This is a genomic window from Mesorhizobium sp. M0296 (genome assembly GCF_040321675.1).
GTDB lineage: Bacteria > Pseudomonadota > Alphaproteobacteria > Rhizobiales > Rhizobiaceae > Mesorhizobium.
This window is the reverse complement of the sequence record NZ_JAMYRZ010000034.1, coordinates 23,749-46,689: the sequence shown is the minus strand read 5'-3', so window position 1 is coordinate 46,689 and position 22,941 is coordinate 23,749. Positions and strand designations below refer to the sequence as shown.

The following is a 22,941-nucleotide window of genomic DNA, read 5'->3' as shown; positions in this document are numbered from 1 at the left end:
AACCGATTGACCGCCAGAGTCATCGCCAGTCTGTCCCAATTTTGCAGCTCTTGTGATGACTCACCTTATCGACTCACAAATCTCCCGACCGCCGTGCGCCACGACACTGACCTTTTGCCTAGAGGGGCTATTCGAAGGCTAGTTGGCCCGCCGTGAATCCTGTCCATTTCAGGGCGCTCACGGGCTTGCCGAGGATGCGCCCGAGCACGTGGTTCATGGTCGTCGGATCGTTGTCGAATCCGCCATGAGACGTCGACAGGCTCTGCGATGCCTTCGGTGCCACGTAGCGTGCAACTGTTGTGGGCAGGTCGAGTTTGGCGATGAAATTCTCCATGCCTGCGAGTGGCTCCGGCGCCTTGTCCTCGAAGGCATTGGAGACAAGGTAGAGAAGCGATTTTCGATAGATCTGCACGACGTTATCGGCTCGCTCGGCAGCGTCTGACAGGTGGTAGATGGCGAAGCTATCCGGGGTCGTCATGCTTTTGGCGAGGGGACCAAAGGTCTGGCTGAAAAAGTCCGTGGTGCACGCTGGGGCGAAGAGACTGAGCGTGCCGTTATTCACCGGGTGCTTTTCCGCTAGGGCGCGAGCGAAAAGGTCGCCGAGCAAGATTGCGCCGGCGCTGTGGCCGATGAAATGCGCCTTCATCGGGTTGGCCTTGCGCCCCTGTGCCGCATCGAGAAGGATCTTGGTGGCCTCCCAACCGGCGCCGTGAGAACGGTCGGAGCAGAGCGCGGCGTTCCTCTTCATGTCGGTCCATAGGGCCCTGCCCAATTCTCCAGCCGTTCTTTCGATGAGTGCGTCCGACAGCGCGCTCAAGACGCCGCCTGCCCGGCCGAGAATGCGATCTCGCGCAACGTTCACCAAATCGAACGCCGAGTCGCCTATGCCCGTTCGCCAGATGTAGAAGATCGGATAGATACGGTTGCGTTTGAATACCTCGGTCATGGCGCCGGCGCGCGCGACAGCGTTGTCGAGATTGTTGAGGCCGCCATGGGCATAGAAGACCAAGTGGTCGTATTTGCTTTTCCCAGCGGGTTCTTCTCCGTCGGCCGCCACAAAATCTGCGGTTTCCTTGATGCTGCTCAAGGTGCTGTCGTAGGGCGGCTCGGCAACCAGTTCGCCATTGCGGACATGGATATAGTGACCCCCGATTGCACTCGCCGGCGTGGTGCCGGAGAGGTTCTGCTGCACGCCCTTTGTGGCTCCGGTGGTCTGGTAGTAGCCTCCTCGGAAGCCGGTTGCCCGTAACGTGGGTGCCTGCAGCCGTATCACCCAGGCGTCGAGCACGTTGGCTCTCCAGTCGTCATACGACCACAGCGCCATGCCGACGAGGCGATCGTTGCGTTTGACTGCATCCGCCGGGCTGCGAAGCGCGTCGACGATGCCAGCGGCATCGATGCCGCCCCAGTCAGGACCCCACGAGTTGAGGACAACGAAGCCGTTGCTCGTATAGCCGACGATGGCGAAGGCGTGAGCTCCGATCAGCGGCACTTGCCGATCGGTCGGAAACGGTATTAGTCCCGCGTTGAGTTTCATGTCGCGCCAGCCGTTGTGGATCATTGCCGTGCAGAAGATCGCCCGGGTCTCGTTGAGCGCAGCGTGGTAGTCGTTGAGAATGTGGCGCAGTCGGAAGTAGGAGCCGAGCGTGACGCGGCGGGCGTCCTTGGCTCGCTCGATGGTCAGCTTGAAGCTGACATCGCCATCGAAATAGGGAGCCAACAGCGCATCGCAGACGCCACGATGATAGAAGCCTTTGATCGCTCCTCGGGCGCTCGATCCGGGCAGACCATCCTCCGTGAATTCATCGAATGCACGAGCCTGCTCGTAGAGCATACGCGCGCTCACGGTTTTTGGAACGCCAGCACCCTCTTCGTATCGGCAGACGTTCTGCATGTCGATCACGGCCGCCAGCGCTTGGCCGGTGCAACTGCCTTCGGATCCCTGGCTTCTGACGGGCACGTCAACAAGGTCCGAGGCCAATGGCACGAGTGAGGCCTCAACACGCACCAGCCCGGCTTCGTAGATCCGGTCCCGAAAGTCGACCGGATCGGGCCGCACGTTCAGGACGTTGCCGTCCACCTCGGTCTGTGTCGCGATAACCTTTGCGGCGGACCGGTCTGCGCCGTGCAGATCTATGCGACCGTCTTCCCATCCCCTCTTGCGGAACATGCCTTCCCTCCCGACGCAGTCAAAGATTGCTTAGAACGTGCTGGAACCGTTTGCAGACCGTGCCAAATCCGGCATCGTCCGGATGCAGTTCGTCGTGCCAGTGCGTGCCGACTGCATTGCGGTTGTCGACGTAATGCACGTGCGGCAGGCCGCCATTGACCTGCGCCAGCGCCGACATCATGCCGTTCATCGTATCCATAAGAATTTTCACCACGCCGCGCTGGATCGGCCCATCCGGGATGCCTAGGCCGCGCATTGGTTCGCCGAGCCAGCCGTCGAGCGGTGGGACATGAAAGCCTTGTGCCGACCGCGGATCGCCGTAGTCGTAGCCGTGGATGAGGATCGGAAGGTTCGGCACCACGGTGTGGACGTCAGCAACAATCGTCCTGTAGCCCTTCTCGATCCTGGCGACTGTGGCTGCGAGCCTGTCCTGGTTGAAGAGATTGGCGGCAACAGTTCCCGGCCTGAAGTTGACGAGCACCTTGGCCAGTTCGGGTCCGACGACGTCGTTGCCGCCCGCGGAGAGCAGGAAGGCCTTCACAGTGAGGCCCTCCTTGATGAGATATTTCAGGTAGCTCGCGTACTCCTCGGTCCTCAGCATGGTCTTTAGCTCAGCGCCTGCGCTGCTGAGACAGAACACGTTGTATCCATGGTCGTCGATCAGGTAGTCGACCACGTCTTTGAGAAAGATCGGATACTCGAACCATGAATCGCCCTCTGCGAGCAGAATCGGTGTGCCCGGCCGCTGCGCGCGGGTAGTCTCGAACAAGACACGTCGGCGCGTTCGATACACGCCGTTTAGAAAGCCGAGTCCGATATCGCCGCGCGCCCGGGCGGCTGCATGCTCCGGCCCCTCGGTGTCCACGAGGGACGTATTAGGACGCAAGATCGGGGCGAGGCCGTTGTGCCTTTTACTGTCGGAAATCTCCAGATAGGGCTTCAAGTCCTCCACCGGGACATCCGGGTCACCGAGTTTTTCGATTAGCTGTGCGAGCGTGATGCGTTCGGGGGCGATGCCGGGGGACGGTTTCACGGTCTTAGGCACGGAAACTCTCCTGCTGCTTCGTTCAACCATTTGGAAGCCCACAATTGATTGCTCGTGAAGCAGTACCATCGGCAACACAATGAAGGGGCGGAAAGGAGACGGTACGGCAGGCTATGGTTTGCCTTCGCTTACCTTGACTGATGCGCAAGCGCCGATGGTCTCGCATTCTTGCCAAAGCCCTCACTGCGATCCGTGCCAGAGGCGGTCGTGGTTGCGATGCGCGTCGGTCAGTGCGTTCTGGAGGTAGCGGTCATAATATTCGATATCGGGATGATGCACCTGCAGCCATACCCCTGGCACGTAGATCGCGTCCGCATGCGCGGGGAAACGCCCGTGCGTGTCATAGATGTACTGGCAAATGTCGGTCACGCATTCGATGACCTCGTCGCCGTATTCTGCGGCCTCCTTTAGATATCGGTCGCCGAAATCGTCCTTGTAGATTTGCGCGAACAGCTTGGAATCCTTGTAGATGCCGTGCGGACCGAACTTCCCCGCCATGACCTCGTCCACCGCCTCTTTCATGGTAGCGTAGTAGGGCGGGCTCTTCGCCTTTATCAGATATTGGCCATCGACCTTCAATCCGACGGGATGTGCTCTGAGGTTGGTCAGGCTAGGTAGCAGGACCTGCCAACGCAGGAGGTCGAGAAGTCGCCAGCGTGGGGTCGCAAACTCGAAGCCGAGCATGGGACCGTACTTGTCGACGAACTTCGGATCGCCCATTAGCACTGGGGGACTGACAGAGGCGTGGATGTAGGCGCCCAGCCCCATTGCGTCAGCGACCAGCATGAGATTCTGCAGCAGAAGATCGGCTTCGACCTGCGTGCGCAGCGAGCCGATGACTCCGAGCGGCACCTTGATGTCCGCATTGAGAAAGCCATTGCGGACCCATTTGGCGACGCCTGCCTTGCGATAGAAATTGCGATCGTCGACGATCGTCGGCCGGTGACCTTTTGGCTGAGTTAGGATGTACATCAGGCCGTTGATATACTGGTGCGAGAGATCGACCACAGGCAACAGCACCGTCGTGCCCGGGAGGTTCGAGAGCAGGCGGTTCGAATCTAGGTAGGCCGGGAAATCGCGATCGGGCGTATCGAGCCGATGGTCGAGGACCTTCACCTTCGCCTTCCTTGCGTGCGCGATCAGCGCTTCCGGGCCGAGCGGAGACGATGCGCCGTTGAGCGGCACTTTCTTGAGAAAGTATGTTCCACTGTCGTTGATCATGAAGAATTGCGTGCCCTGGGCGTTGTCCGGGCTGCCGGCGGTGCGTCCCTCCATGTTCACGTTGGGTTTTGCCATGACAAATTCGCCGGTGGTCGGGTCTTGGAACGGACGATCCGGCATTGTCAGCCCGGTATGGCCGGTCATGGCGATCAGTACCGCCTCCTCGAGTTCGCCGAGTGGTGTCGGCTTCTGGGTCGATTCATAGGTCATCGAGCCGGCCTTCAACAGCGGAACGCCGCGGCCGACACGGTGTGTCCGGCGGCGCCAGATCGTTTCCAGCAGGGGCCGCTTCAGCAGTTCGTCCAGTCCCGCGTTTTTTTTTCCACTGTCGCTCATTGCATTCTCCTGCCGGCTGACTTGCCGAGCATCACCGTCCCGGGAACTCAGGTCGCCGCGGTGTAGCTATCGCCGCTTTCGCGCACCCACAGGCGGACCGCCAGAGCCAGGACGGCCACGGCCACGAACACGATGCCTAGCACGCGGACCGATCCGCCACGCAACGCGATCAAGGTGATCGCGAAGACAAGAAATGTGAAAACACGCGTGGCGATTTGAAACCTGGCGGCGGCAGGCGACGTGCTGCGGACCGTCCACAGGAGCACGATATCCAGTCCCCACCAGAGTACCAATAGGAAGTTCACGCCGGCGATCAGCGTGCCCATCTGCTTGAACGTGTCGCGTATTCCGTCGAAGATAATGAAGACAGCCCAGTACGCATGCACGAGAAACAGCGAGTAGGCGAACGTCCAGAACAGGTGCGCGAGGTTCGCTACCCGCGCCGACAGCGTGTGGAAGGGATAGAGCATGAAGGCCGGGATCAGCATGATGCTTGTCGCCCAGATCGTCGCCTGGGTTCGGCCCAGTGAGAGGTTCTCGATGGTCGTTTCTGGCCACAGCAGCGAGAACACTGTGAACACGCCGAACGTGACGAAGGCCGCGGTGAATTGCGGCAACGTGATGTCGGCAGGAGAGGTCGCACGCATGAGAACGTTCCCTAGTGTGGTTTAAAGTGTCTTCAGATACTCAAGAAGCGCGGCAAGGTCGTCTGGATTGCGCCGAGGGTCGCCATAGGCCCAGGGGTAGTCATGGCCTTTGTTTGAGTTGCCGCGCAGTGTGGTATCAAACTTGAAGTAGTTGTGAGCGTCCACGGCATCCGGCGAACGAAATCCGACTTCGATCGGGTCGTAAGTGTTATCGCCGCGATAGAAGACCTCTCGCCGCTGCTTGAGATTGATTAGCTCCGCGAGCGTGAGCACGCTGCCATTGTGCAAATAGGGGGCGCGCAGAAACATGCCATCGAGGGGAGCGTTAACGTAGCCGCGAATAGTGACATTGTTCTCTTCGCCCGGTTGCGGCCAGATATCCTCGCGTGGGAAGTGGAACGGATGCTTGTCGGGAAACAGCCCGAACATGATGGCAGCGAGTTCGCCATAATGGCGGAACATCACGCGTTCGGGGTCGGTCTTCAACTCCGCGACGGGAAGGACTTCGCCGGTCTTGGCGCCGTTCACCCAGCCGCCAGTGACGGAGTCACGGTCGCCGTGGCAATCGGTGCAGTACTGGCGATAGACCTCCCATCCTCGCTTGACGCGCGCCGCATCACGGCGCGCCGCATTTTCGGGAAACATGTCGTCATATCGAGGTGGACGCAGCGTTGCGGTGAAATCACTGGCGTTGCGGATATTGTGGGCGATCTCTGGCAAGGCCATGTTGGTGATCGTCGCGCCGGCCGCCAGCGCTGCGAGCGAGCTGCGCGCGTACAGATTAGCGATCGTGCCGTCGAACTGCGCCCGGTGGCGTAGGTCTTCTGAATACACCGTCGCGATCTTGGTGTAGACCGGCATGTCGTTGCCCGGTCGATCGAGCGTGCTGCGGACCAATGTGCGGAACGGCTGGGTACGGGTCGGCCCGGTCGGCACGAATTGCGGGTCACGCGATTGAGCGCCGCCGAACGGCTCGTCAAAGCGCGGCAGTCCTCCCGTGATCCGATCGCGAATCTGACGGAGCCACGCCCAAATCATGATGCGTTCGGAAAGGCCCAGCTTGCGTCCCATTTTTGCCTGATAGGCGTCGGAAATGCTAGCCAGCGTCAGCCGATATGGCGGCGGCGATGCCGCATCGAACGTCTGGCCCGGCGGCGACGGCTCGCGTGCGAGGATTGCCGCCTGGAAGGCATCGATCCAGGCAAAAAGATTGAGCGATACGCTGCCCGGGCCGTAGAGGATCGTACCAGGATGCGCGTCGTTCTCCCGAATCTCGGTCGAGTGGCACAAGGCACAGCTGAAGCCAACGAACGGCACCGGCGATGGCGCGCCGGATGCCGGTCGATAGTTGCTGATCGCGAAGCCGACTGGCAGTCCTTCGTTGTAGTGGGGATCGCCGTAGCGCAGAAAACCGAATTGCTGTGCCCAATCTCCGGCGTCCTTACCGCCCGGCAGAAAATACTCGGGGAACATATCCGGAAGAACTGAGGTTACCGGGAGTGGCATCAGCTCGGTTCCAATGCTGCCCTGCAGGAATGCTTCCTGCGAAGGACGGAAGACCGGCTTCGCCCAGCCATTCTCGACGTGGATCAAGACTGCGGTGGCTGCCAGCGCAGCCGCGACCAGCAGGTTGGCACCAATCAGAACACTGCGCGAAAGCAGGTACAACTTGTCTTGAGATATTGACAAGACACGCCCTCCTTCAAGCAACGATCGGACGGAACGGTGCAAATGCGCTGGCGGTGCGCGGCAGCACGGGAGCAAGCTGCGGGCAGTGCCGCAGGATGATACTGGTCATCCCGTTCTTCTCAATCCAATCGAGCCCGAAGGGCGAATAGATTTCAGGGCGATAGTCCACGGTCAGAAAGCGGTCGCTTTGCAGCCGCCGCGACGCCATGAGAATGAAAATGCGGAAAGCGGTATCGCTGAAACCGAATCCTTCCGGCGGCGCCTCCGCATGCAGGCCGATCATCGTATCGACCATGTCGATCGAGCCGTAAAGCGCGCGCATGCTCTTTACCGTGTCGGGGTCACTCGACAGTTCCTCCCAGTGGCGGATACGTGGTTTGTGCAGCGCGGCGCGGAAGTCGTTGAAACGCGGCACGCCGCGTCGGCGATCGCGGACTATGTCGACTACCGAGAGATCGATGATTTCGTCGATGCTTGACCCTTGATTCCGCCGCGTGAAGCGCTGCAGCGCGGCGGGATAGTTATGAAGGGTGATGGCGCCCGGATGGGCGATACCGAGCGAATAGATGACATTGTGCAACCTCAGATCGCGCATCAGGGCATCGGTGCCCACACCTTGAATGTCCCCGAACTTTAGCTTTTTGGTTGGCAACCCGCTTTCGTAGTCGAAAAATTGATAGTCATCTGGGATGAGCGGATGCAACCGGTAGACCGCTGCGAACTCCTCGGTCAGCGAATAGGGGGTGCCGTGGTGGTCCGGCAGCGTCTGCGGAATGCCCTTGAGTTCATGCGTATCGAGCAGCCAGATGCCGAGCTGGGTCAACCAGTCCTTCGGCGCGCCGTACCAGTTGGCCCGTAGCCCGATCTGGATCGTACGCGTCGCTAAGATGGCGGGCGTCCATTCGATGGTGTGGATCTTGGCGATGAGCGCGGAGACGATCAAGCGAGCGGTTTGATATACACGCTCCGGCAGCCAGTCTGGGTATTCCCGCTGCAGTGCCTCGCATAGCACATTGTGCTCACGGGCAAAGAGCGTGTGCATCATGCTCAGGCCGAGCCACCAGCTTTCGTTGAACCCCGTGACGTTCATGCCGTTGACGTCGGTCGGCAAATACAAGTCTTCCGTGAGCCGCAGCCGGGCTCCATCTTTCAGCAGATCCGCCTTCTCCTTGGTGTCGCCATAGACTTCGGAGCCATCCCACCACGGTGTGGTGATGTTGCTGAACACAGGATAGCCGTCCGACGACATCCGATCGATCTTGTTGCCCGCGATCCGCATCGCCGATTCGGCCGGTCCGCTAGCGAAATTCTGCCAGCGGCCGCCATTTGGCACAGGAATGACAATGTCGTGCTCGTTGCTGCCGAGGTTGTGGCGTCGATGATTGACCCAATCGTGGACCTGAAATTGGATCCAGGCCGCGGCCACGATATTGAGCGACCGCGCCGGAATGAACGCTTTGCGGAACATCAGTTCGCGGCTGATGTCGATCGCATTGGGCTCATCAAACAGATCGGGGCGGTATTTCGGCTGCATCGTGCGACCGAACGCGGCGTTCTCCGATCCCATCTTCGGGTCAGAGAGGTCGTTATAGGTTCCGTCGAAGGTGCGTTCGGTCCGTACCCATTCCGGGACTGCCGGTGGCACAGGAACCGGCCGCGGCGGGGCTTCTCGCAACTCCGTATCGATCAGATTCTTCGCCCGGAGTTGGTCGCGGAGCATCGACAGGTTGAGCAAGCCGCCCTGCCAGCTCAAGCGATGCCACGGCCTGAATTGGTTCACCACCCTGAAATAGGCGGCAAGGAACCTGCCGGCGATTACATTGCGCAATGGCCTCTGCTCACGGAATGCGTAGCTGAGCCGATGCGCGGAACTGGCGCCGTAGGCCGCCTTGCGGGCACGGTTGAGATTGCCTAGTGGTCTGAAGTTCTCGGTCGTGTTCCAGGGACTGAATACCATCTCGTCGATAAGCCGTTCGGTCGACCGTCCCTCGGCGGCATCGATATCTTGTTGCGGAATCACCAGCGTCGCGACGGGGATCGGCGGCGCGTGCGCTTCGGTCCATTCGATCGCACCGTCTTCGATCGGCGTACGCTTTTCGTCGGCAAAGGGCTGCACCAGGACGTCGAATCGGATTTCGCTCCTTCGCAATCTGTCGGCGATCTCGCGGTGAAGAAAGTCGGGATCTGTGCGCGACGCTTGCGCCGCTTTCTGCATCTCGCTCGCCGGCCGCAATTGAAACCGCACTGGTCCGGCCTCGCCCCAGAGAATCGCACCGCGGCTCCAATACGTTTCCGTGGCGAGGCTGTCCACGCGCCGCGCGCCCCGGCCAACGTTGCGCAGCATTCGGATCGTTTCGAGAAAGCCGACATTGAGGATCAGCCGCGGCAAGATCAGCAGTTTCGAGCCGGCCATCGCCCTGGCGAAAGCGACAAATTGAAACGCGTTGCGAGCATGCGACGTTGGAAAGTTCGTCATCAAGAGATCGTGGTATTCGCCGTCCGACACTTTCACACGCAGAGCGGCACCGCGCATATCCCGCTCATAGTCCGCGCGCCGGCTGCCGTTGGCGTTCGACAGGCGAACGCTCGTCAGATGTTCCGCACCCGCTTGGAAATAGCCGACCCGAAGAAATTTCGGAATATCATCCCGAACCTTCAGCATAGCATTATTTATGCAGGCTATGGACTTAGCATGAAAGGTTCGCTGTATCTCGGCCGCGTGAGCTCGCTTCCTATTTGCCAGCTGAATGTCCATTATTTCACGCGCAAGATTATTAAATATTAGCTCCTCTGCCTCAGGGGTTCCTCCGTCATAAATTTCCCTCCATTTATGGTCTGACGCCATTTTTGACTCCCCCTTTTGAAATTAATCGCACATAAACAGGAGTTCGAAAAGCGGTCCCTTCTGAAAATAGTTATGATAATGGCATCAAACGTTTCAATTCTGCTTGGGTCGACCATGTAGCTCTGACAAGCAAAGATGGTCGGAAGAGGGGTGACAAAACATGAATCCTGGTGAAGAAAGAGACCGAACCAAGGGTATTCTCGCGGCCGCCGTTTTCTTGACCATCTTGGGGCCAATTGTGCGGCTATATTCGGATAGTCAGTGGGAAGCCATTGACATGCAATATCTTGGCTCCTTTTCGGCATGGGACATTGTGGTTGGGGGTCCGGACGTTGATAAGGCGTTGGCCGCGCGAGACTCAGCGCTTGCCCAATCTTCGATCGGTTGGATGCGCGCCGCAGGCATAGTCTTAGGGCTCGCCGCGGTGCCGCTTTGCGTCATACTCATCATCCGGAAACAGAAGATTGCCACTGGATTAATGCGGTGCGCTGAGGTGGTGCTGGTAGTCGGCTTGACTGGCTTCATGATAGACACCTGGGTTAGGTCCAGGGCCACCGACTACTTCGTGGGGCAGGCCTATGAGGGTGCAGAAGCTATTTTCCTGAGAATATTGGTACTATTTGCAATCGCTTTGGGCTTCCTGTTCTGGGGCCTCGGCAAGTTTGCTCTTCGGCGATAAGTTGGAGGTGGCAGCCTTGGTTGTGCATGGCGAGTGGGGTTCTCAGCCTTAACGATCACAGTAGACTCAGACCTAACCCTCGCCGTTGCTGTTGTCGGCTAGCCAGAAGTCGCCGCTCGGCGCGCGAGGAAGATGGTGCCAGTAAACGCTTACGACTCCACCAACAAGACTGAACGCGGCAAGCGCGGCCGGAAGCGTCGGACTACGGCTGCAACTTGACGTAAGTTCCGGGATCGCGGTGGAGCTCTTCCCAAATAGTAGCGCCGACCTGCAACAATGCGACGATCACGACCAGGGCGATGAGCCTAAGACTAGCAAGCGAGAAGATCAAGGCGAAGACCGGCCTTACCGCCTCAGCCGGTGTCAGCTACAACAAGTTCCTAGCCAAGATGGCTTCCGATCAGGGCAAGCCTGACGGGCTATTCGTGATCACGCCGAAGATGGGGCCGAGCTTCGTCGAAGTGCTCCCGGTGAAGAAATTCCACGGCATCGGCCCTGCCACCAACTCGAAGATGGAACGGCTCGGAATCCGTGCCGGCACCGATCTGCGGGCGCAGACACTGCCGTTCCTGCAGGAACATTTCGGCAAGGCCGGACCATATTATTACTGGATATCGCGGGGCATCGACGAGCGGCCGGTGCGTCCTGATCGCGTCCGCAAGTCCGTAGGAGCGGAGGATACGTTTGCGCGAGATCTGTTCATGATCGCGGAGGCGCACGAAGGGCTGCGTCCGCTCATAGAAAAGGTCTGGCGGTATTGCGAAAACAACGAAATCCATGGGCGCACGGTGACGCTCAAGGTCAACTATGCCGAATTCCGCCAGATTACGCGGCGTCGAACCAGTCAGCAAATCATCCGCAGCCAAGCTGAGCTACAGACCATGGTGTCGCCGCGCCGTCGTTCTATCCAAACGTCGTGACGCTGCTCCCCGACCGCCAAGACGAGCAATTTGCTGCTATTGCAGAACTGGCGAAAAGTATGGCGCGTTTCGCCGTGAAGGACAACAATCCGGGATCCTGCCGGTCCACGTAAACCGGGAGCAAGCAGGTTTTCCCCTCGGCATCACTCCCAGTCTGCCGATTTCAGTCCAAGGGTCCTGGCGTTTTCCGAAACTGCGCGCTTCACGCTGTCACTGGCCCCATCGGGGAACTCCGCTGAGATTTCCACAACAAGGCGGATCGTCGCGTTCGGGTCGGTGCCGAGAACCGATACGATCTCCTCAGCGATCTGGACGAGGCGCATCTTTGCGGTCGCGGGCGGAACCTCTGCCGAACCGTAGAATGTTTTCGACCTCGTAGCGGCCGGTGCTGGCGCAGGTGTTATCGGCTCGGCTCGGGATACGGTCGTGCCGTTGGCGGTGTAGCTGCCTGGTGCTTCGGCCACCCCGCTTGCGGTTGTGACGACCGCCGGGCCAGCGGGGGCTGTCGGCCGGTTTGCATCCTCATAAGCTTGGGCTGCTTGGGGCTCAATCAGAAGCAACGTGTCGTCAAAGACGACGTTGCCGCCGCCAAAGGCGAAGCCTTCGAACCTTCCGTTGGCCTCACCATATGCCGTGCCAAAGAAATCCCGGCTGGCCGCGCCAGTTCGAATCGCCTGCGCAAGAACTTCGCGCGTCTTCAGACGCGGCAGGTAGAGATAGCGCAGGCTATCTTCGAAGAAACCAGCAGCGTTTGCCGCGATCGGCCCGCCCTTCCAGTAAAGCTCGCTGAGCTTCGCCCGCAGGTGGATCGGCGACCATGTGGCGATCACCAGCTCGTTGTCGTCGCAAACTCGCTGGATCTCGCTTCCTACCGAACCGCCTGTCGTGTTGACGGTGAATACCTCGATGCCCGGCTTCGGATCAGTCGGCGCATCCTGCATCGGACAGAGCAACCACTTGTAGCATTCGCGGATGACACGCGGCAGCGCGTCCTCGGCGCTCTTCAACTCCTTCTCCGCCTGGTTCTTCTGCAAGAGGTCGATGTTGAGCCGACCTTCCTTTACGTCATCAACGATCGAACCCCAAGCGAGCGCGATCCGTGTCGCGTCGTTGAGGCGGGAGAGAGCCCCGTGATCGGGAGCAAGGAAAAGCAGCCGGTTGCTGCGATACCGCGGCTTCGCGCCATTCTTGCCGATGCTCTCCAGTACGGCTTCAAAGGCGAGCCGGCTCTCTTCGCGGGCGTACCATGTCTCAGGTGGCAGAACGACCAAACGCAGGGCAGTGTCGTCCGGCACATCGGCGTGCGGTGTGAAGATATGCACGCCATCGAAGGAGGTGGCGTTGCCGACCGCCTTCTTCAAGACTTCGGCGATCTTGCCGCGCACCTCCGTCCGATCATCGAAGCGGCGTTTGCGGTCCTCCATCTCCCGGCGCAGATTGGCGCGGGTGTCGAACCAGAAGCGGGTAGAGTCCTGACCTTTGTCGCCGGAGGCGTTGAGATAGTGCAGCCGATCGGCAAGGCGGCCAAGCGCGTCGGCATACACGGATGATGCCTGTCCTGGCTGTAGGCAGCCCAGAATGATGTGTGCACGGTCGAGTCCGCGCGCGGAAACCTTGGACGCGACTGAAGAAGGTGCGCTTCCGAGAAAGACCGTGCGGGCAATGCGCCGCGCTGCCCCCAATTGCCCGAAGCGCGGCTCCTTGTTCTCCAAGGCGGTCGTCTCGGCGCGGTCGCCGTCGATGTCGCGCTCGATCACAGCATCCCAGCCAGCAGGGAGATAGTAGGTCAGCTCGTTGCGGCTGCTGCCGTCATGAAGCGGCAAGCTGCCGGGCATGATGAGCAAGTCTTTGTTGTCGTCCTTCCACAGCCGGAAGATGACCTTGGCCATGAGCTTCAGAACGCCGCGTGTGCGCTGAAACCCGTCGATGGTCGTCCAGTCATCATAGAGGCGATCGAACACCTCCGGATGGATCGGATAGGCGTGCAACAGTCGGTCGTAATAGTGCCGCTCTTGCGTATCCGCCGGCAGCTTTACACCCTCGGCGACATAGGCGTCCGCGAACGCGCGGCACACGGATTCGTGGGCCTTCTCGTCCCGCACCGGCTCGAACAGGCGGCGGCGCACGATCTCGAAGGCTTCCTCGGTCGCGACTGGTTTCCAAAGCGCTTGCACCCGTCCGAAGGTCTTTTCGAGCGCGCGCAGCGCCGTGACGCCGCGCTGACCGCCCGCCTCCAGGTCGGATTCCGGCAACGAGGCGAGCACGATGGCGCGCGGCACCTGCTTCACCGCTTCGGTGAGGGCCTGCACGAAGGACAGGTTGGAGTCGTAGCTTCCGCCGCTGATCGCCTGCGATTCCTGGAATTGCCGGATATAGGCGACCAGCTCGTCAATGAGCACGACGCAAGGCGAGTGGCGCTCCAGAAGCTCGCGCAACACGTCCTTGCCCGGAGACGTGCCGGTGGCATCGGACTCGGCGACAAGTGTGAAGGCTTCGGCGCCGCCGAGCTGCCATGCGATCTCGCCCCATAGGGTCTTGATCGTCTGGCTCCCGCGCTTCCACGGCTGGCCCGGGGCGTGTGCGGTGCCGTCTAGCACCGCGACGCGGGCCTGCGGCACGTCCATCAAGCCGGCCCGATCGACAAGCGCGGGGATGCCGGCGAGCTCGGACAGGGCGCAGTTGCGGGTAACGAGGTGATAGACGGCGAGCATGGTGTGCGTCTTGCCGCCGCCGAAGGCTGTCTGCAGCTGCACGACTGGCTCGCCGCCTCTGCCGGCGAGACGTTGCGCCGTCTGCGTCAACAGAAGCGCCATGCCTTCGGTGATGAATGTGCGGGCGAAGAACGCGCCGGCATCCTGATATTCGCGGCTGGCCTTGCCGGTGTTGACCGCCGTGATGTCGGCGGCAAACTCCGATTGCTGGAACGTGCCTTCAAGCACGTCCTGATGGGGCACAGCCACTTCTCTCCAAGGTTTCATCGCTGGCTCCCCCTTCAGCCAAACAGGTCGCGTTGATGCGCCTTCGGTGCCGCTGCGGCGGCGGACTCGATGGCGCTCCAGCTCGTTATGATCTCGTTATAGGCGCGGGCATCCTCTGCCCAGCCCGCCCGCTCGCAAAGGGTATAGAGCCGATAGGAGAGCTGCCGCGTCGGCTCGGCCTTGGCTGCGACGGTAGCCAGCACCTTGCCCGCCCCGCTCTCGCCTTCCGCCTTGAAAATACGGATAAGGTGATGCAGTGCTTCCCAGATCGGCAGGCGCACGTCACCAACCGGATTCCAGTCGGAAGGGTATTCGGCCCATTTCAACAGCCGGACAATGCCGCCCGTGGCAAAAAGCACGCCCGACTGCTTCACGCCGTCAACGCTCGTGCCTTTGGCACGGGCCAGCGTGTCGGCCTCGCCAAACCGCCCCTCTTTCCAGCCATATTGCTCGAACCAGTGCAGGCAGAATTGCGTGTCGTGGTCGAAGTCATCCTCGGCAAGGAAGCGGTTGATGTGCCGCAGCGCGGTTTGCACGGTCATCGGTGTGCCATCCGCCTCCAAAACGGCGGCGTATTTCGAGAACACCGCCATACCGGGGCCGATTATGGCCTGCGACAAGTCCACTGGCGCGACAGGCGAACGATCATCGCCCGAGCCGCGCGTCATTTCGTCAAGCGCCCCGGGGAGAATCTGATTCAGCTCACGCAAGAAGGCGCGACGGGAGATCGTCCCAGCCGTTGCAGCACGAGGGCGGCAGACGAGGATTATGCTGGATGCGAGCGCATTGCTTCCCGTCGCGCGCATTCTCCCTTGCTTTTCAGTACGCATAGGCCAAGTACCAGTGAGAGAAAGTCCAGAACGCATTACGGCATCCAGGAAGGTTTCCCAACCGGTACTGCTGGTCCCTGCATCAGCGCTTTCAGCCTGTTTGAAGGCGTAGTAGATAGTAATAGGAAAGCTCGGATGAGCTTGCTCTGCTAGGCGGTGCATTGCCTGTGTCATTCCGCGAAGAAAAAACGCCTCGGCCTTTTCCCTGCCACTATGGCGGTCAGGAGTTGCGACCAGCTCTTCGGTCTTTGGAACGGTAATGGTTGAGAAAAGCTCGCCGAAGACTGGCCTAAGCACTTTCCTCAACCATACGTAAAAGAAATCAGAAAGGTCAGCGTAGCCGATGTTATCATAGTATGGTGGGTCAGTTGATACGACGCAGTTTTTTGACAGTTCCTGTACGCTTGCGTCGGCCTGCTTCGCAGTTCCTTCTGTGGAACATGCGGATAATTTCTGAAAAACATCACTGACCCACTCAACTCCCCCGGACCAGTTTCCGCTCATTTTTTGTAACGGGTTGACCTCAATATAATCCCAGGACATCGGTATTGCGTTTCTTGAGAATATTTGAGCGACGCTCCCACCTATAATGTTCCAATGACATATAGAATTGTTGTAGCTGGCTAGGCGGCTAAGTGCGCAAGCCAAATATACACTTATTGCCTCTGCGTAGGCGAGAGCGCCCGTGCCGCCGACATCAATTGATTGGTCCGTATCCGGAACTCCGGCGGCAATAGCGTCGTGTTGAGCCTTCTCTCTTGCTTCAATTACGAGATCGGCGAATGTCGTTAGCGCGACAAGTTGTCGGGAGGTGAAGAGGTCAGACCACTTCCGCATGCCATACTCTTGAACGCGAAAGCCAAGTGCTTTATCTGGCAAGGCTGTATCCGGCACCCATTGTGGAGCTGCTCCGAGAGCAACGGCTTCCATTTCGGGTGTCGGCGACAAGTATATTCGGCCACTGCTTCCCTCCGCAACGACGGCGAGTAGCTTTTGGCCTAATTGGCCGAGCTTTGCCTGCTCGCGTAGATAGGCGAAATCCATCGGTGTCTTCGACAGCAAACAGAGAAAGGCGCGGCCGGTAGCTGATTTTGTTCCATTTTTCACCTCGTCCGGCGGATTTCCTGTTCTCACTTCAAACCGATAGTGATCTCCGTTCACCACGGGGCTAACGTACGCCCCGTTCCTTTCCTTGTTGGAGAGGATAAAAGTCGAGGCAAGAGGCACATGAACGTGTCGGAAGGCTGGATTCGGACTCCTAACCGTTCGTGTCCACAGATAGGCAATCACAGTGAGCTTTTGGCCGACGAGCGGCTTGAGATCGGGCCGTTCTTTGGCCGCGTCCGCCGTGACTTCGACGGGCGGATAAAGCCAACCGATGCGCTTCCGCGCTTCATTGAGCATCCATTGACCGTAATAGAGTACGTCCTCGGCGACGCCCTGCGCGCCGCTCCACTGTTTGCTCCATGCGTCTTGGCTGCTGAGCGCCTCGGAGTTCACGGGCGGACGGCAGGCAAATCTCGGCGGAATCTCGATCATCGCCTTGTTGACTAGAACGGCGACGGGATTGAGGTCGGACGCATAGGATTGGAGCCCAAGTCGCTGCGCTTCAAGCGGCAGCGCCCCGCCGCCGGCGAAGGGATCGTGGAAGGCCGGCAGTCTCTCAGGATCGAATAGCTCGGCAGCTTGCGGATGATCCTCGTTGAGTTCGCAGGTCTCGCGCCAGGATTTGCGGATTTCGGCACGCGCCGTCTCCAAGACGGCTTCGTTGGCGGTGTTCTCCCATTTCGCCAGGTCTTTGATGATGGCGAAAAGCCGATACCGGCTTGCTGCCCAACTCGCCTTGATGTTGTTCGGCGGAATCTCGCCCGGATGCTCAAGCTCCCATTTCCACGATGGATCGTTGACCATCTGCGAGAAGATCACGGCGCGCGCGGCGGCAAGCGGACGCCGAGCCCACCAATAGTGCATCGTTTGAGGATGCCCAGGGCGAGGCACAGCCTTTTCATCTCTCGCGGCTTCGTTGATCGCGTCCAACGGCAGCGCGACTTCGATCAACTTCTTCGGGGTCTTCACGGCAGCGCTCATAATTATTGTCTTTCTGTCAGCACATGTCGAATGGCCGTATAAAATGGGAGTTCCTTTGCGTACTCCAGTACGTCAGCGAAGTACTCATGAATATCAACAAGTGAAAGACCCGCATCGACTGCTTGATCAGCATCGCTGATGTATCCGGAGACGGCTGCTTGACGCATAGCACGCAGCCGCCCCCACTCAGGATTGAGCGAGAAGACGCGCAGCGTCTCGCTGGCACGTCGTTTATCGGGCTCCGAAAGGCCGCGCCTAATACTGATCGTTCCATCCGCCTGAAAGATGAAGAAGGCGTCTGGGTTGTCGCAGCATGGATTTAGGAGGTCATCTACATTGTATGGTCCGGCACCGCGATCCTTGTAATGACCGCACGAGTCCGTCTGGTCGCAAGACCAGAACAGGTTGCTCCAATCGAACGTCATGGCCGGATGAAGGTTTTTGCGCCGGAGGTGCTCGATATGCTGACCGAGGCTATCAATGCTACCCTCACAATAGGCGCACCGACGACCCTGCATCGCCTCAAGACGCGTTCTGATCTCGGCCTTATGTGCGGGTGATATGTTGTCCCATGTGTGAACGCCGTGAGTATAGCCGCCAAGGCAAGCTGGTGCGGGACAGATGGACCGATCAAGTTTCCTCATGTCACGCGCCCTCCGGCCGGCTCTTGGCGAGCCGGAACCGTTGGAAGCGGATTAGGCGGTCACACTCCAGCATGACAGGATGGCTTTCGCCGAAGTGCGCGATCAGGCGTTCCCGCAAGGCGGACGCTTCCTGCCCTTCGGCTTCTCCCGCCTCGATGAGCCTGCGATAGGTGCTAAGGGCGTTCGATTCCTCAAGCTGTGGAACGGGATCCACGTCCATCACGGTAGCCAGGACATCCGCGCTCTCGACGCCTCTGGTCTGAATCAGGGGTGTCTCGATCACCACGTCGCCGTTCTTGATGTGAAGGACACGGATCGACGACTTATCAACGGTGGACAGAACATGTGGGCTGTGCGTGCTGACGATGATCTGCAGGGCCGGGAACGCTCTTTGCAGCAGGCCAAGCACCCGCTGTTGCCAACGGGGATGCAGATGCATGTCCACTTCATCGACGATGAGAACGCCGGGTGTCTCGATCGCGGCCCGATCACTCAGATGCGGATTGAGGCTCGCGCAGCGGCGCGAAACATCGGCGACGAGCGCAAGCATGGTGCGGACGCCATCGCTCAGCATAGACAAAGGCAGCCGGCCTTGCGTCTCGTGCTCGGCCGTCAGGGCGTGAAGTTCATGGTCCCAATCGAGATTGGACCAGCCGGTAGGTTTCAAAACCGTGTCGGCCGCCTGCTTTACGCCCGCGATCATGGCGAGATTTGCGGGAAGGCTTTCCTTATAGGCGGGTGATGCCGTCTGCCGGGCGCGATGCTCGAACCATGCCGAAATGCCCTTGAAGGACGACGAAGACGTGAGGCAATCGGCATACCCGGCGACGCGCTCCCCGATATTGGTGACGGTGGAACGGCGATACTCGGTCTGCCGCTGCTCGCTCCAAAGGCGGCCCGTTCCATAGAAGGCGATCAGCGGGAGAACCGCCGTGTCGGATAGAAATGGCTGCGCGGCCGCCTTCATTGGGCCAAAGTGCCGAGTACTCGGCCGCACTTTGTTGCCATAGGTTCTGACGGCGCTCCTCCACGTCACGGGTTCGTCTTGAACAAAGGCCTGCGCTTCGTACTCAGTTGGAAGGCAGGGCGACATCCTGCGCTCCTGACCGGGGATCAGGCGCACGTCGTTCCGCTCTATCCGCCGCACCTTCTCCGGCGGATAGATGGCGTTGACGAAGACCGAGAGCGCCGCTCCGGCGGCGTCGAGCACCGCAGTTTTCCCGCTTCCGTTCTCCGCAACAAGGACGGTCAGGTCGGGATGGAACTCGATTTCACAATGCGCGAAGCATCGAAAATTCATCAGCGACAGCTTGTCTAGGCGTAGCGCGGTCATCGGGCCTCTGCTTTGGCGAGCAGATCGCCCAAATTGAAGTTGACAGACGCGACACCCCAACCCGGCTCGCGGTCGAACGGGCTGGCAATGTAGTGCGGGCCGTCGATAGCGTCACCTTCGCCGACGATGGCGATTGCCAGCACGAACTTGTCACCCTGATTGAAGGCGTAGAGCATTTCGTTGCGGGTGATCGTGACGGTGCTTGCGCCCTTCACCCGTCCCTTCACCTCGATGTGCTTTGGATCGGGCTGCTTGCCCTCAACGGCTGGCGGGTATGAGGTCAAATCCCAGCCGCATTTGTCGGCGGAGACATCGACGACGCGGCAACCGCGCGCTTCCTCGACCTGCCGAACGGCGGTCATGGCGAGCCGCTCGATGCGCGAGCGCGCGGTCGCGTCGGCCGCGAAGGTCGCGGCCACCGGATCGGCAGGTTCATCGCCGCGCAGCTTGTTCATTAAGCCAGCCGGCACGATCAGTGCGGCGCCCAGTACGACCGGCGTGCCGTTGACGACATGGCGCATGGCGTGAAGCTCTTTCTTTCGGCCATCCAAACGGCCCTGAAGATCGCCAAGCGTCCGCTCAACATTCTGAAGGTTGAGGCGCACATCCTTGCCTGCCGCCGTATCGTCCTTCAGCCTCATCCAGCGGTCCTGCCAGAAGGCAATTTCCTTACTGAGACGCTCATGGACGGCGTTCAGGGTCTTCTCAACATGGTCGATGCGCCGCTGTGCGACGTCGCCATAGTGCTCCGGCACGAGCGTCGTCGCGGCCAGAGAAAGGGCGCGCGCCTCCTGACCGGATGACAGCCAAGGCGCGTCGAGGAGGTCTTTGAGCAAGGGTCGCTCGGCATCGGGAAAAGGCTCAAGGTCGAGATGAGGCGCCCATCCGGCGAAGGTCGCCTGTCCATCCGGACCGACGCGCACGAATTGCAGGCGCTTGGACAGCACGGTGTTGTCGCCGGACTTGATCTCATGCGTCAGCAGGAACAGCAGCACAGGATCAAGCCCCTCATCGGCCTGGTCAATGAGGATGGAGCCCTGTCGGAGTAAATTGGTGTGCTGCTCCAGAATCATGTCCGACATGGTGAGCATTAGCGGGTGGCCGGGATGTATCAGGACGGCGCGCTCCAGCCCGGCCTTGTCGAGGGGCTGGATGGCCTGGCGCTCGAAGCAAATGCGGCTATAGCGCCGCAGCACCGGCTCATGCTCCCGGCGGTTCCGCCCTGTCAGGCGGCGGTCACGCTCGCGGATAGCCGATGGTACATGACTGATCTCGTAGCGGCCGGCCTCGCGCGCATGCGCCGTGCCGCCGAGCGCGTCGAGGGCCTTAGAGAAGAAGGCCCGCACGAAGAACGGCTGAAGCCTCCGGGCCTCCGCCTTCTCCATTTCCTCCTTCACGGCAAACAGCCGTTCGGGGTTCATCGTCTCCTGAGCGAGCGCATTGCGGTTCAGGAGCGATTTCAGGTGATCATGGTCGAGTGCGTTGTCGATCTTCTGGGTGAGACGGGCACGAACCTCCGAGCGGTCGCCATAGCGGATGGCTTCGACCAAGAGGTCCTTGAGACTAGTGCCTTCGAAGACCTCGCCGAGAATGTCGAAAACCCGCCCGTGAAGGGCCTGGCTTTCGACCTCCAGCTTCAGCAGAAGGCGATGATACACGTCGCCCTCGCGTGTCTCCTTGGCGACCAAATTCCACAGGTGACAAACCTCGGTCTGCCCGATGCGGTGAATGCGGCCGAAGCGTTGCTCCAGCCGGTTCGGGTTCCACGGCAGGTCATAGTTGACCATGAGGTTCGCGTTCTGAAGGTTGACGCCTTCGCCTGCGGCATCGGTCGCCACCAACACACGGACATCGGGATCGGAGCGGAAGAGCGCCTGAAGACGACGGCGTTCGTCGCGGTGCGTGCCGCCGTGGATGGTCACGATGGCGTCGGAATTCCCGAGCACGCCGGCGATCCGCGCCTGAAGGTAGTTCAGCGTGTCCCGGTGCTCAGAGAAAATTATGATCTTGCGTAGCCGACCGGAGGCGTCCCGCATTTCGGGGTTGTTCTGAAGGATTTTGGATAGTTCGTCCCACTTGCGGTCCTGACCGGAAGCGACGAGGGCCTTCGCCTGTTCCTCCAGCCCCTTCAGGATAACAATCTCCGCTTCAAGTTCGGCGAGCGTCTTGGCAGCGGTCGCATCGTCGATCAGATTCTCTTCAAGGTCCTCCTGCTCCTCGGCGCTCAAATCGTCGTCGTCGTCTGGAATGCCGGGATAGGTTTCGGCGAGAGTCTGACGGCCTTTTATGCCGAGCTTTTCGTCCGGCAGACGGTTCTCCAGCCGCTCGCGGCGTCGCTTGAGCGATTGGAAAATGGCTTCGGGGCTTGAGGCAAGCCGCCGTTGGAGAGCGGTGAGGGCGAAACCGACCGAGCCCTTGCGCGCGCCCTGGAGCTGATCGGCTTTTCCCATTTCGGTCTGGACGTAGTTGGTGACGGCCTCGTATAGGGCAGCTTCGGGCGGCGAGAGTTCGTAGTTGACGGTATAGGCTCGGCGCTCGGGAAAGAGCGGCGTGCCGTCAAACCTAACCATCTCTTCCTTGACCATCCGGCGCATAAGGTCAGAGGCATCGACTTTATGGACGCCGTCCCGGAACTTGCCATAGAAGCGGTCCGAATCGAGCAGCGAAAGAAAGAGCTGGAAGTCCTCTTCCTTGCCGTTGTGCGGCGTCGCTGTCATCAGCAGCAGGTGCCGGACGTGCGCTCCCAGCTTTTCGGCGAAGCGGAAACGTCCGGTTTTCTCTAGTTTCGAGCCGAAATAGTGGGCCGAGAGCTTGTGCGCTTCGTCAAAGACGGCGAGGTCCCATCCCGGGGCGCAGAGCTTGTCCTGAAGCTCCTCGCTGCGGGAGAGCTGGTCGAGCCTGACGATGAGGCGGGGATAGTCGTCGAACGGGTTCCCGCTTGGGGAAGTCTGCTCCAGAAGGGGCGAATACACGTGAAATTCCAGCCCGAACTTCTCGAAAAGCTCGTCCCGCCACTGCTCGACAAGGCTGCCGGGGGCGACAATCAAAATGCGATGCGAATCCGCACGCATGATGAGCTCGCGGATGTAGAGCCCGGCCATGATCGTCTTGCCGGCGCCGGGATCGTCCGCAAGGACGAACCGCAATGGCTGCCGGGGCAGGAGCGATTCATAGACAGCGGTGATCTGGTGTGGCAGCGGCTCGACGTTTGAGCTGTGAACGGCCATCATCGGATCGAACAGGAAGGCGAGGTCGATCCGCTTTGCCTCACAAGCGAGTTGGAAAGCAGCGCCGTCGCCATCGAAAGAGAAGGGTCGCTCGACTGTAGCAACGTCAACGGAAGGTTCATCACCCCTGTTGAGCAGCCGTTCCTTGATATTGCCGTCCGGGGTCCTATAGATGAGCTGGACAGACCCTTCGCCGAGGGGGACGACCGCAACGACCGTCACAACCTGAGATGGCTCGATCCCAGACAGACTCTGACCAGACGATATTTCTTCAAGTTTCATGCGGTGG

12 protein-coding genes and 1 pseudogene are annotated in these 22,941 nt (G+C 60.0%); 2 read left to right on the top strand and 11 right to left on the bottom strand.

Annotated elements, in window-relative coordinates:
- Positions 1 to 127 precede the first annotated feature (127 nt).
- From NKI97_RS26525 to NKI97_RS26500, 6 genes are all read right to left on the bottom strand, one after another.
- Complete coding sequence (locus NKI97_RS26525; protein ID WP_352837552.1) at positions 128 to 2,170, bottom strand: C1 family peptidase; 2,043 nt, start codon at positions 2,168 to 2,170, stop codon at positions 128 to 130.
- Positions 2,171 to 2,189: 19 nt separating this feature from the next.
- Entirely contained in the window at positions 2,190 to 3,215 is a 1,026-nt protein-coding gene (locus NKI97_RS26520) for a hypothetical protein (protein ID WP_352837549.1), read from the bottom strand.
- A gap of 180 nt (positions 3,216 to 3,395) precedes the next feature.
- Positions 3,396 to 4,772, bottom strand: coding sequence for a hypothetical protein (locus NKI97_RS26515; RefSeq protein ID WP_352837547.1), 1,377 nt, complete (start codon positions 4,770 to 4,772; stop codon positions 3,396 to 3,398).
- Between the two features lie 47 nt (positions 4,773 to 4,819).
- Complete coding sequence (locus NKI97_RS26510) at positions 4,820 to 5,419, bottom strand: hypothetical protein (protein ID WP_352837544.1); 600 nt, start codon at positions 5,417 to 5,419, stop codon at positions 4,820 to 4,822.
- 21 nt (positions 5,420 to 5,440) lie between these two features.
- A complete protein-coding gene (locus NKI97_RS26505; protein ID WP_352837541.1) occupies positions 5,441 to 7,108 on the bottom strand; it encodes a c-type cytochrome in 1,668 nt (555 codons plus the stop codon).
- A 13-nt stretch (positions 7,109 to 7,121) separates the two neighbouring features.
- Positions 7,122 to 9,863: a peroxidase family protein gene (locus tag NKI97_RS26500; RefSeq protein ID WP_352837599.1), complete on the bottom strand. Its 2,742-nt coding sequence runs from the start codon at positions 9,861 to 9,863 to the stop codon at positions 7,122 to 7,124.
- Positions 9,864 to 10,113: 250 nt separating this feature from the next.
- On the opposite strand from NKI97_RS26500, the gene NKI97_RS26495 reads away from it, so the two are divergent.
- Both NKI97_RS26495 and NKI97_RS26490 read left to right on the top strand, forming a co-directional pair.
- Positions 10,114 to 10,632, top strand: coding sequence for a hypothetical protein (locus tag NKI97_RS26495; protein ID WP_352837540.1), 519 nt, complete (start codon positions 10,114 to 10,116; stop codon positions 10,630 to 10,632).
- A 284-nt stretch (positions 10,633 to 10,916) separates the two neighbouring features.
- Positions 10,917 to 11,510, top strand: a pseudogene (locus NKI97_RS26490) (DinB/UmuC family translesion DNA polymerase); the annotation flags it as partial.
- Positions 11,511 to 11,695: 185 nt separating this feature from the next.
- On the opposite strand, the gene NKI97_RS26485 reads toward NKI97_RS26490, so the two are convergent.
- Genes NKI97_RS26485 through NKI97_RS26465 form a run of 5 tightly spaced genes read right to left on the bottom strand, consistent with a single transcriptional unit; the run spans position 11,696 to position 22,934 of the window.
- Positions 11,696 to 14,530 carry an ATP-binding protein gene (locus tag NKI97_RS26485; protein WP_352837538.1) on the bottom strand — a complete coding sequence of 945 codons (2,835 nt, stop codon included), beginning with the start codon at positions 14,528 to 14,530 and terminating at the stop codon, positions 11,696 to 11,698.
- Between the two features lie 14 nt (positions 14,531 to 14,544).
- A complete protein-coding gene (locus NKI97_RS26480) occupies positions 14,545 to 17,448 on the bottom strand; it encodes a DUF1156 domain-containing protein (protein WP_352837535.1) in 2,904 nt (967 codons plus the stop codon).
- Positions 17,449 to 17,450: 2 nt separating this feature from the next.
- Entirely contained in the window at positions 17,451 to 18,092 is a 642-nt protein-coding gene (locus NKI97_RS26475; protein ID WP_352837532.1) for a retron system putative HNH endonuclease, read from the bottom strand.
- Between the two features lies 1 nt (position 18,093).
- Positions 18,094 to 19,425, bottom strand: a complete 1,332-nt coding sequence (locus NKI97_RS26470; RefSeq protein ID WP_352837530.1) for an AAA family ATPase — start codon at positions 19,423 to 19,425, stop codon at positions 18,094 to 18,096.
- Positions 19,422 to 22,934, bottom strand: a complete 3,513-nt coding sequence (locus NKI97_RS26465; protein WP_352837528.1) for a helicase-related protein — start codon at positions 22,932 to 22,934, stop codon at positions 19,422 to 19,424. Before NKI97_RS26465 ends, NKI97_RS26470 begins: the two co-directional genes overlap by 4 nt.
- Positions 22,935 to 22,941 lie beyond the last annotated feature (7 nt).

What these genes read in the sequence shown, in the direction of transcription:
- NKI97_RS26525 (WP_352837552.1), bottom strand. Translation starts at nt 2,170, where the DNA reads ATGTTCCGCAAGAGGGGATGGGAAGACGGTCGCATAGATCTGCACGGC.
- NKI97_RS26515 (WP_352837547.1), bottom strand. Translation starts at nt 4,772, where the DNA reads ATGAGCGACAGTGGAAAAAAAAACGCGGGACTGGACGAACTGCTGAAG.
- NKI97_RS26510 (WP_352837544.1), bottom strand. Translation starts at nt 5,419, where the DNA reads ATGCGTGCGACCTCTCCTGCCGACATCACGTTGCCGCAATTCACCGCG.
- NKI97_RS26500 (WP_352837599.1), bottom strand. Translation starts at nt 9,863, where the DNA reads ATGGACATTCAGCTGGCAAATAGGAAGCGAGCTCACGCGGCCGAGATA.
- NKI97_RS26495 (WP_352837540.1), top strand. Translation starts at nt 10,114, where the DNA reads ATGAATCCTGGTGAAGAAAGAGACCGAACCAAGGGTATTCTCGCGGCC.
- NKI97_RS26485 (WP_352837538.1), bottom strand. Translation starts at nt 14,530, where the DNA reads ATGAAACCTTGGAGAGAAGTGGCTGTGCCCCATCAGGACGTGCTTGAA.
- NKI97_RS26480 (WP_352837535.1), bottom strand. Translation starts at nt 17,448, where the DNA reads ATGAGCGCTGCCGTGAAGACCCCGAAGAAGTTGATCGAAGTCGCGCTG.
- NKI97_RS26475 (WP_352837532.1), bottom strand. Translation starts at nt 18,092, where the DNA reads ATGAGGAAACTTGATCGGTCCATCTGTCCCGCACCAGCTTGCCTTGGC.
- NKI97_RS26470 (WP_352837530.1), bottom strand. Translation starts at nt 19,425, where the DNA reads ATGACCGCGCTACGCCTAGACAAGCTGTCGCTGATGAATTTTCGATGC.
- NKI97_RS26465 (WP_352837528.1), bottom strand. Translation starts at nt 22,934, where the DNA reads ATGAAACTTGAAGAAATATCGTCTGGTCAGAGTCTGTCTGGGATCGAG.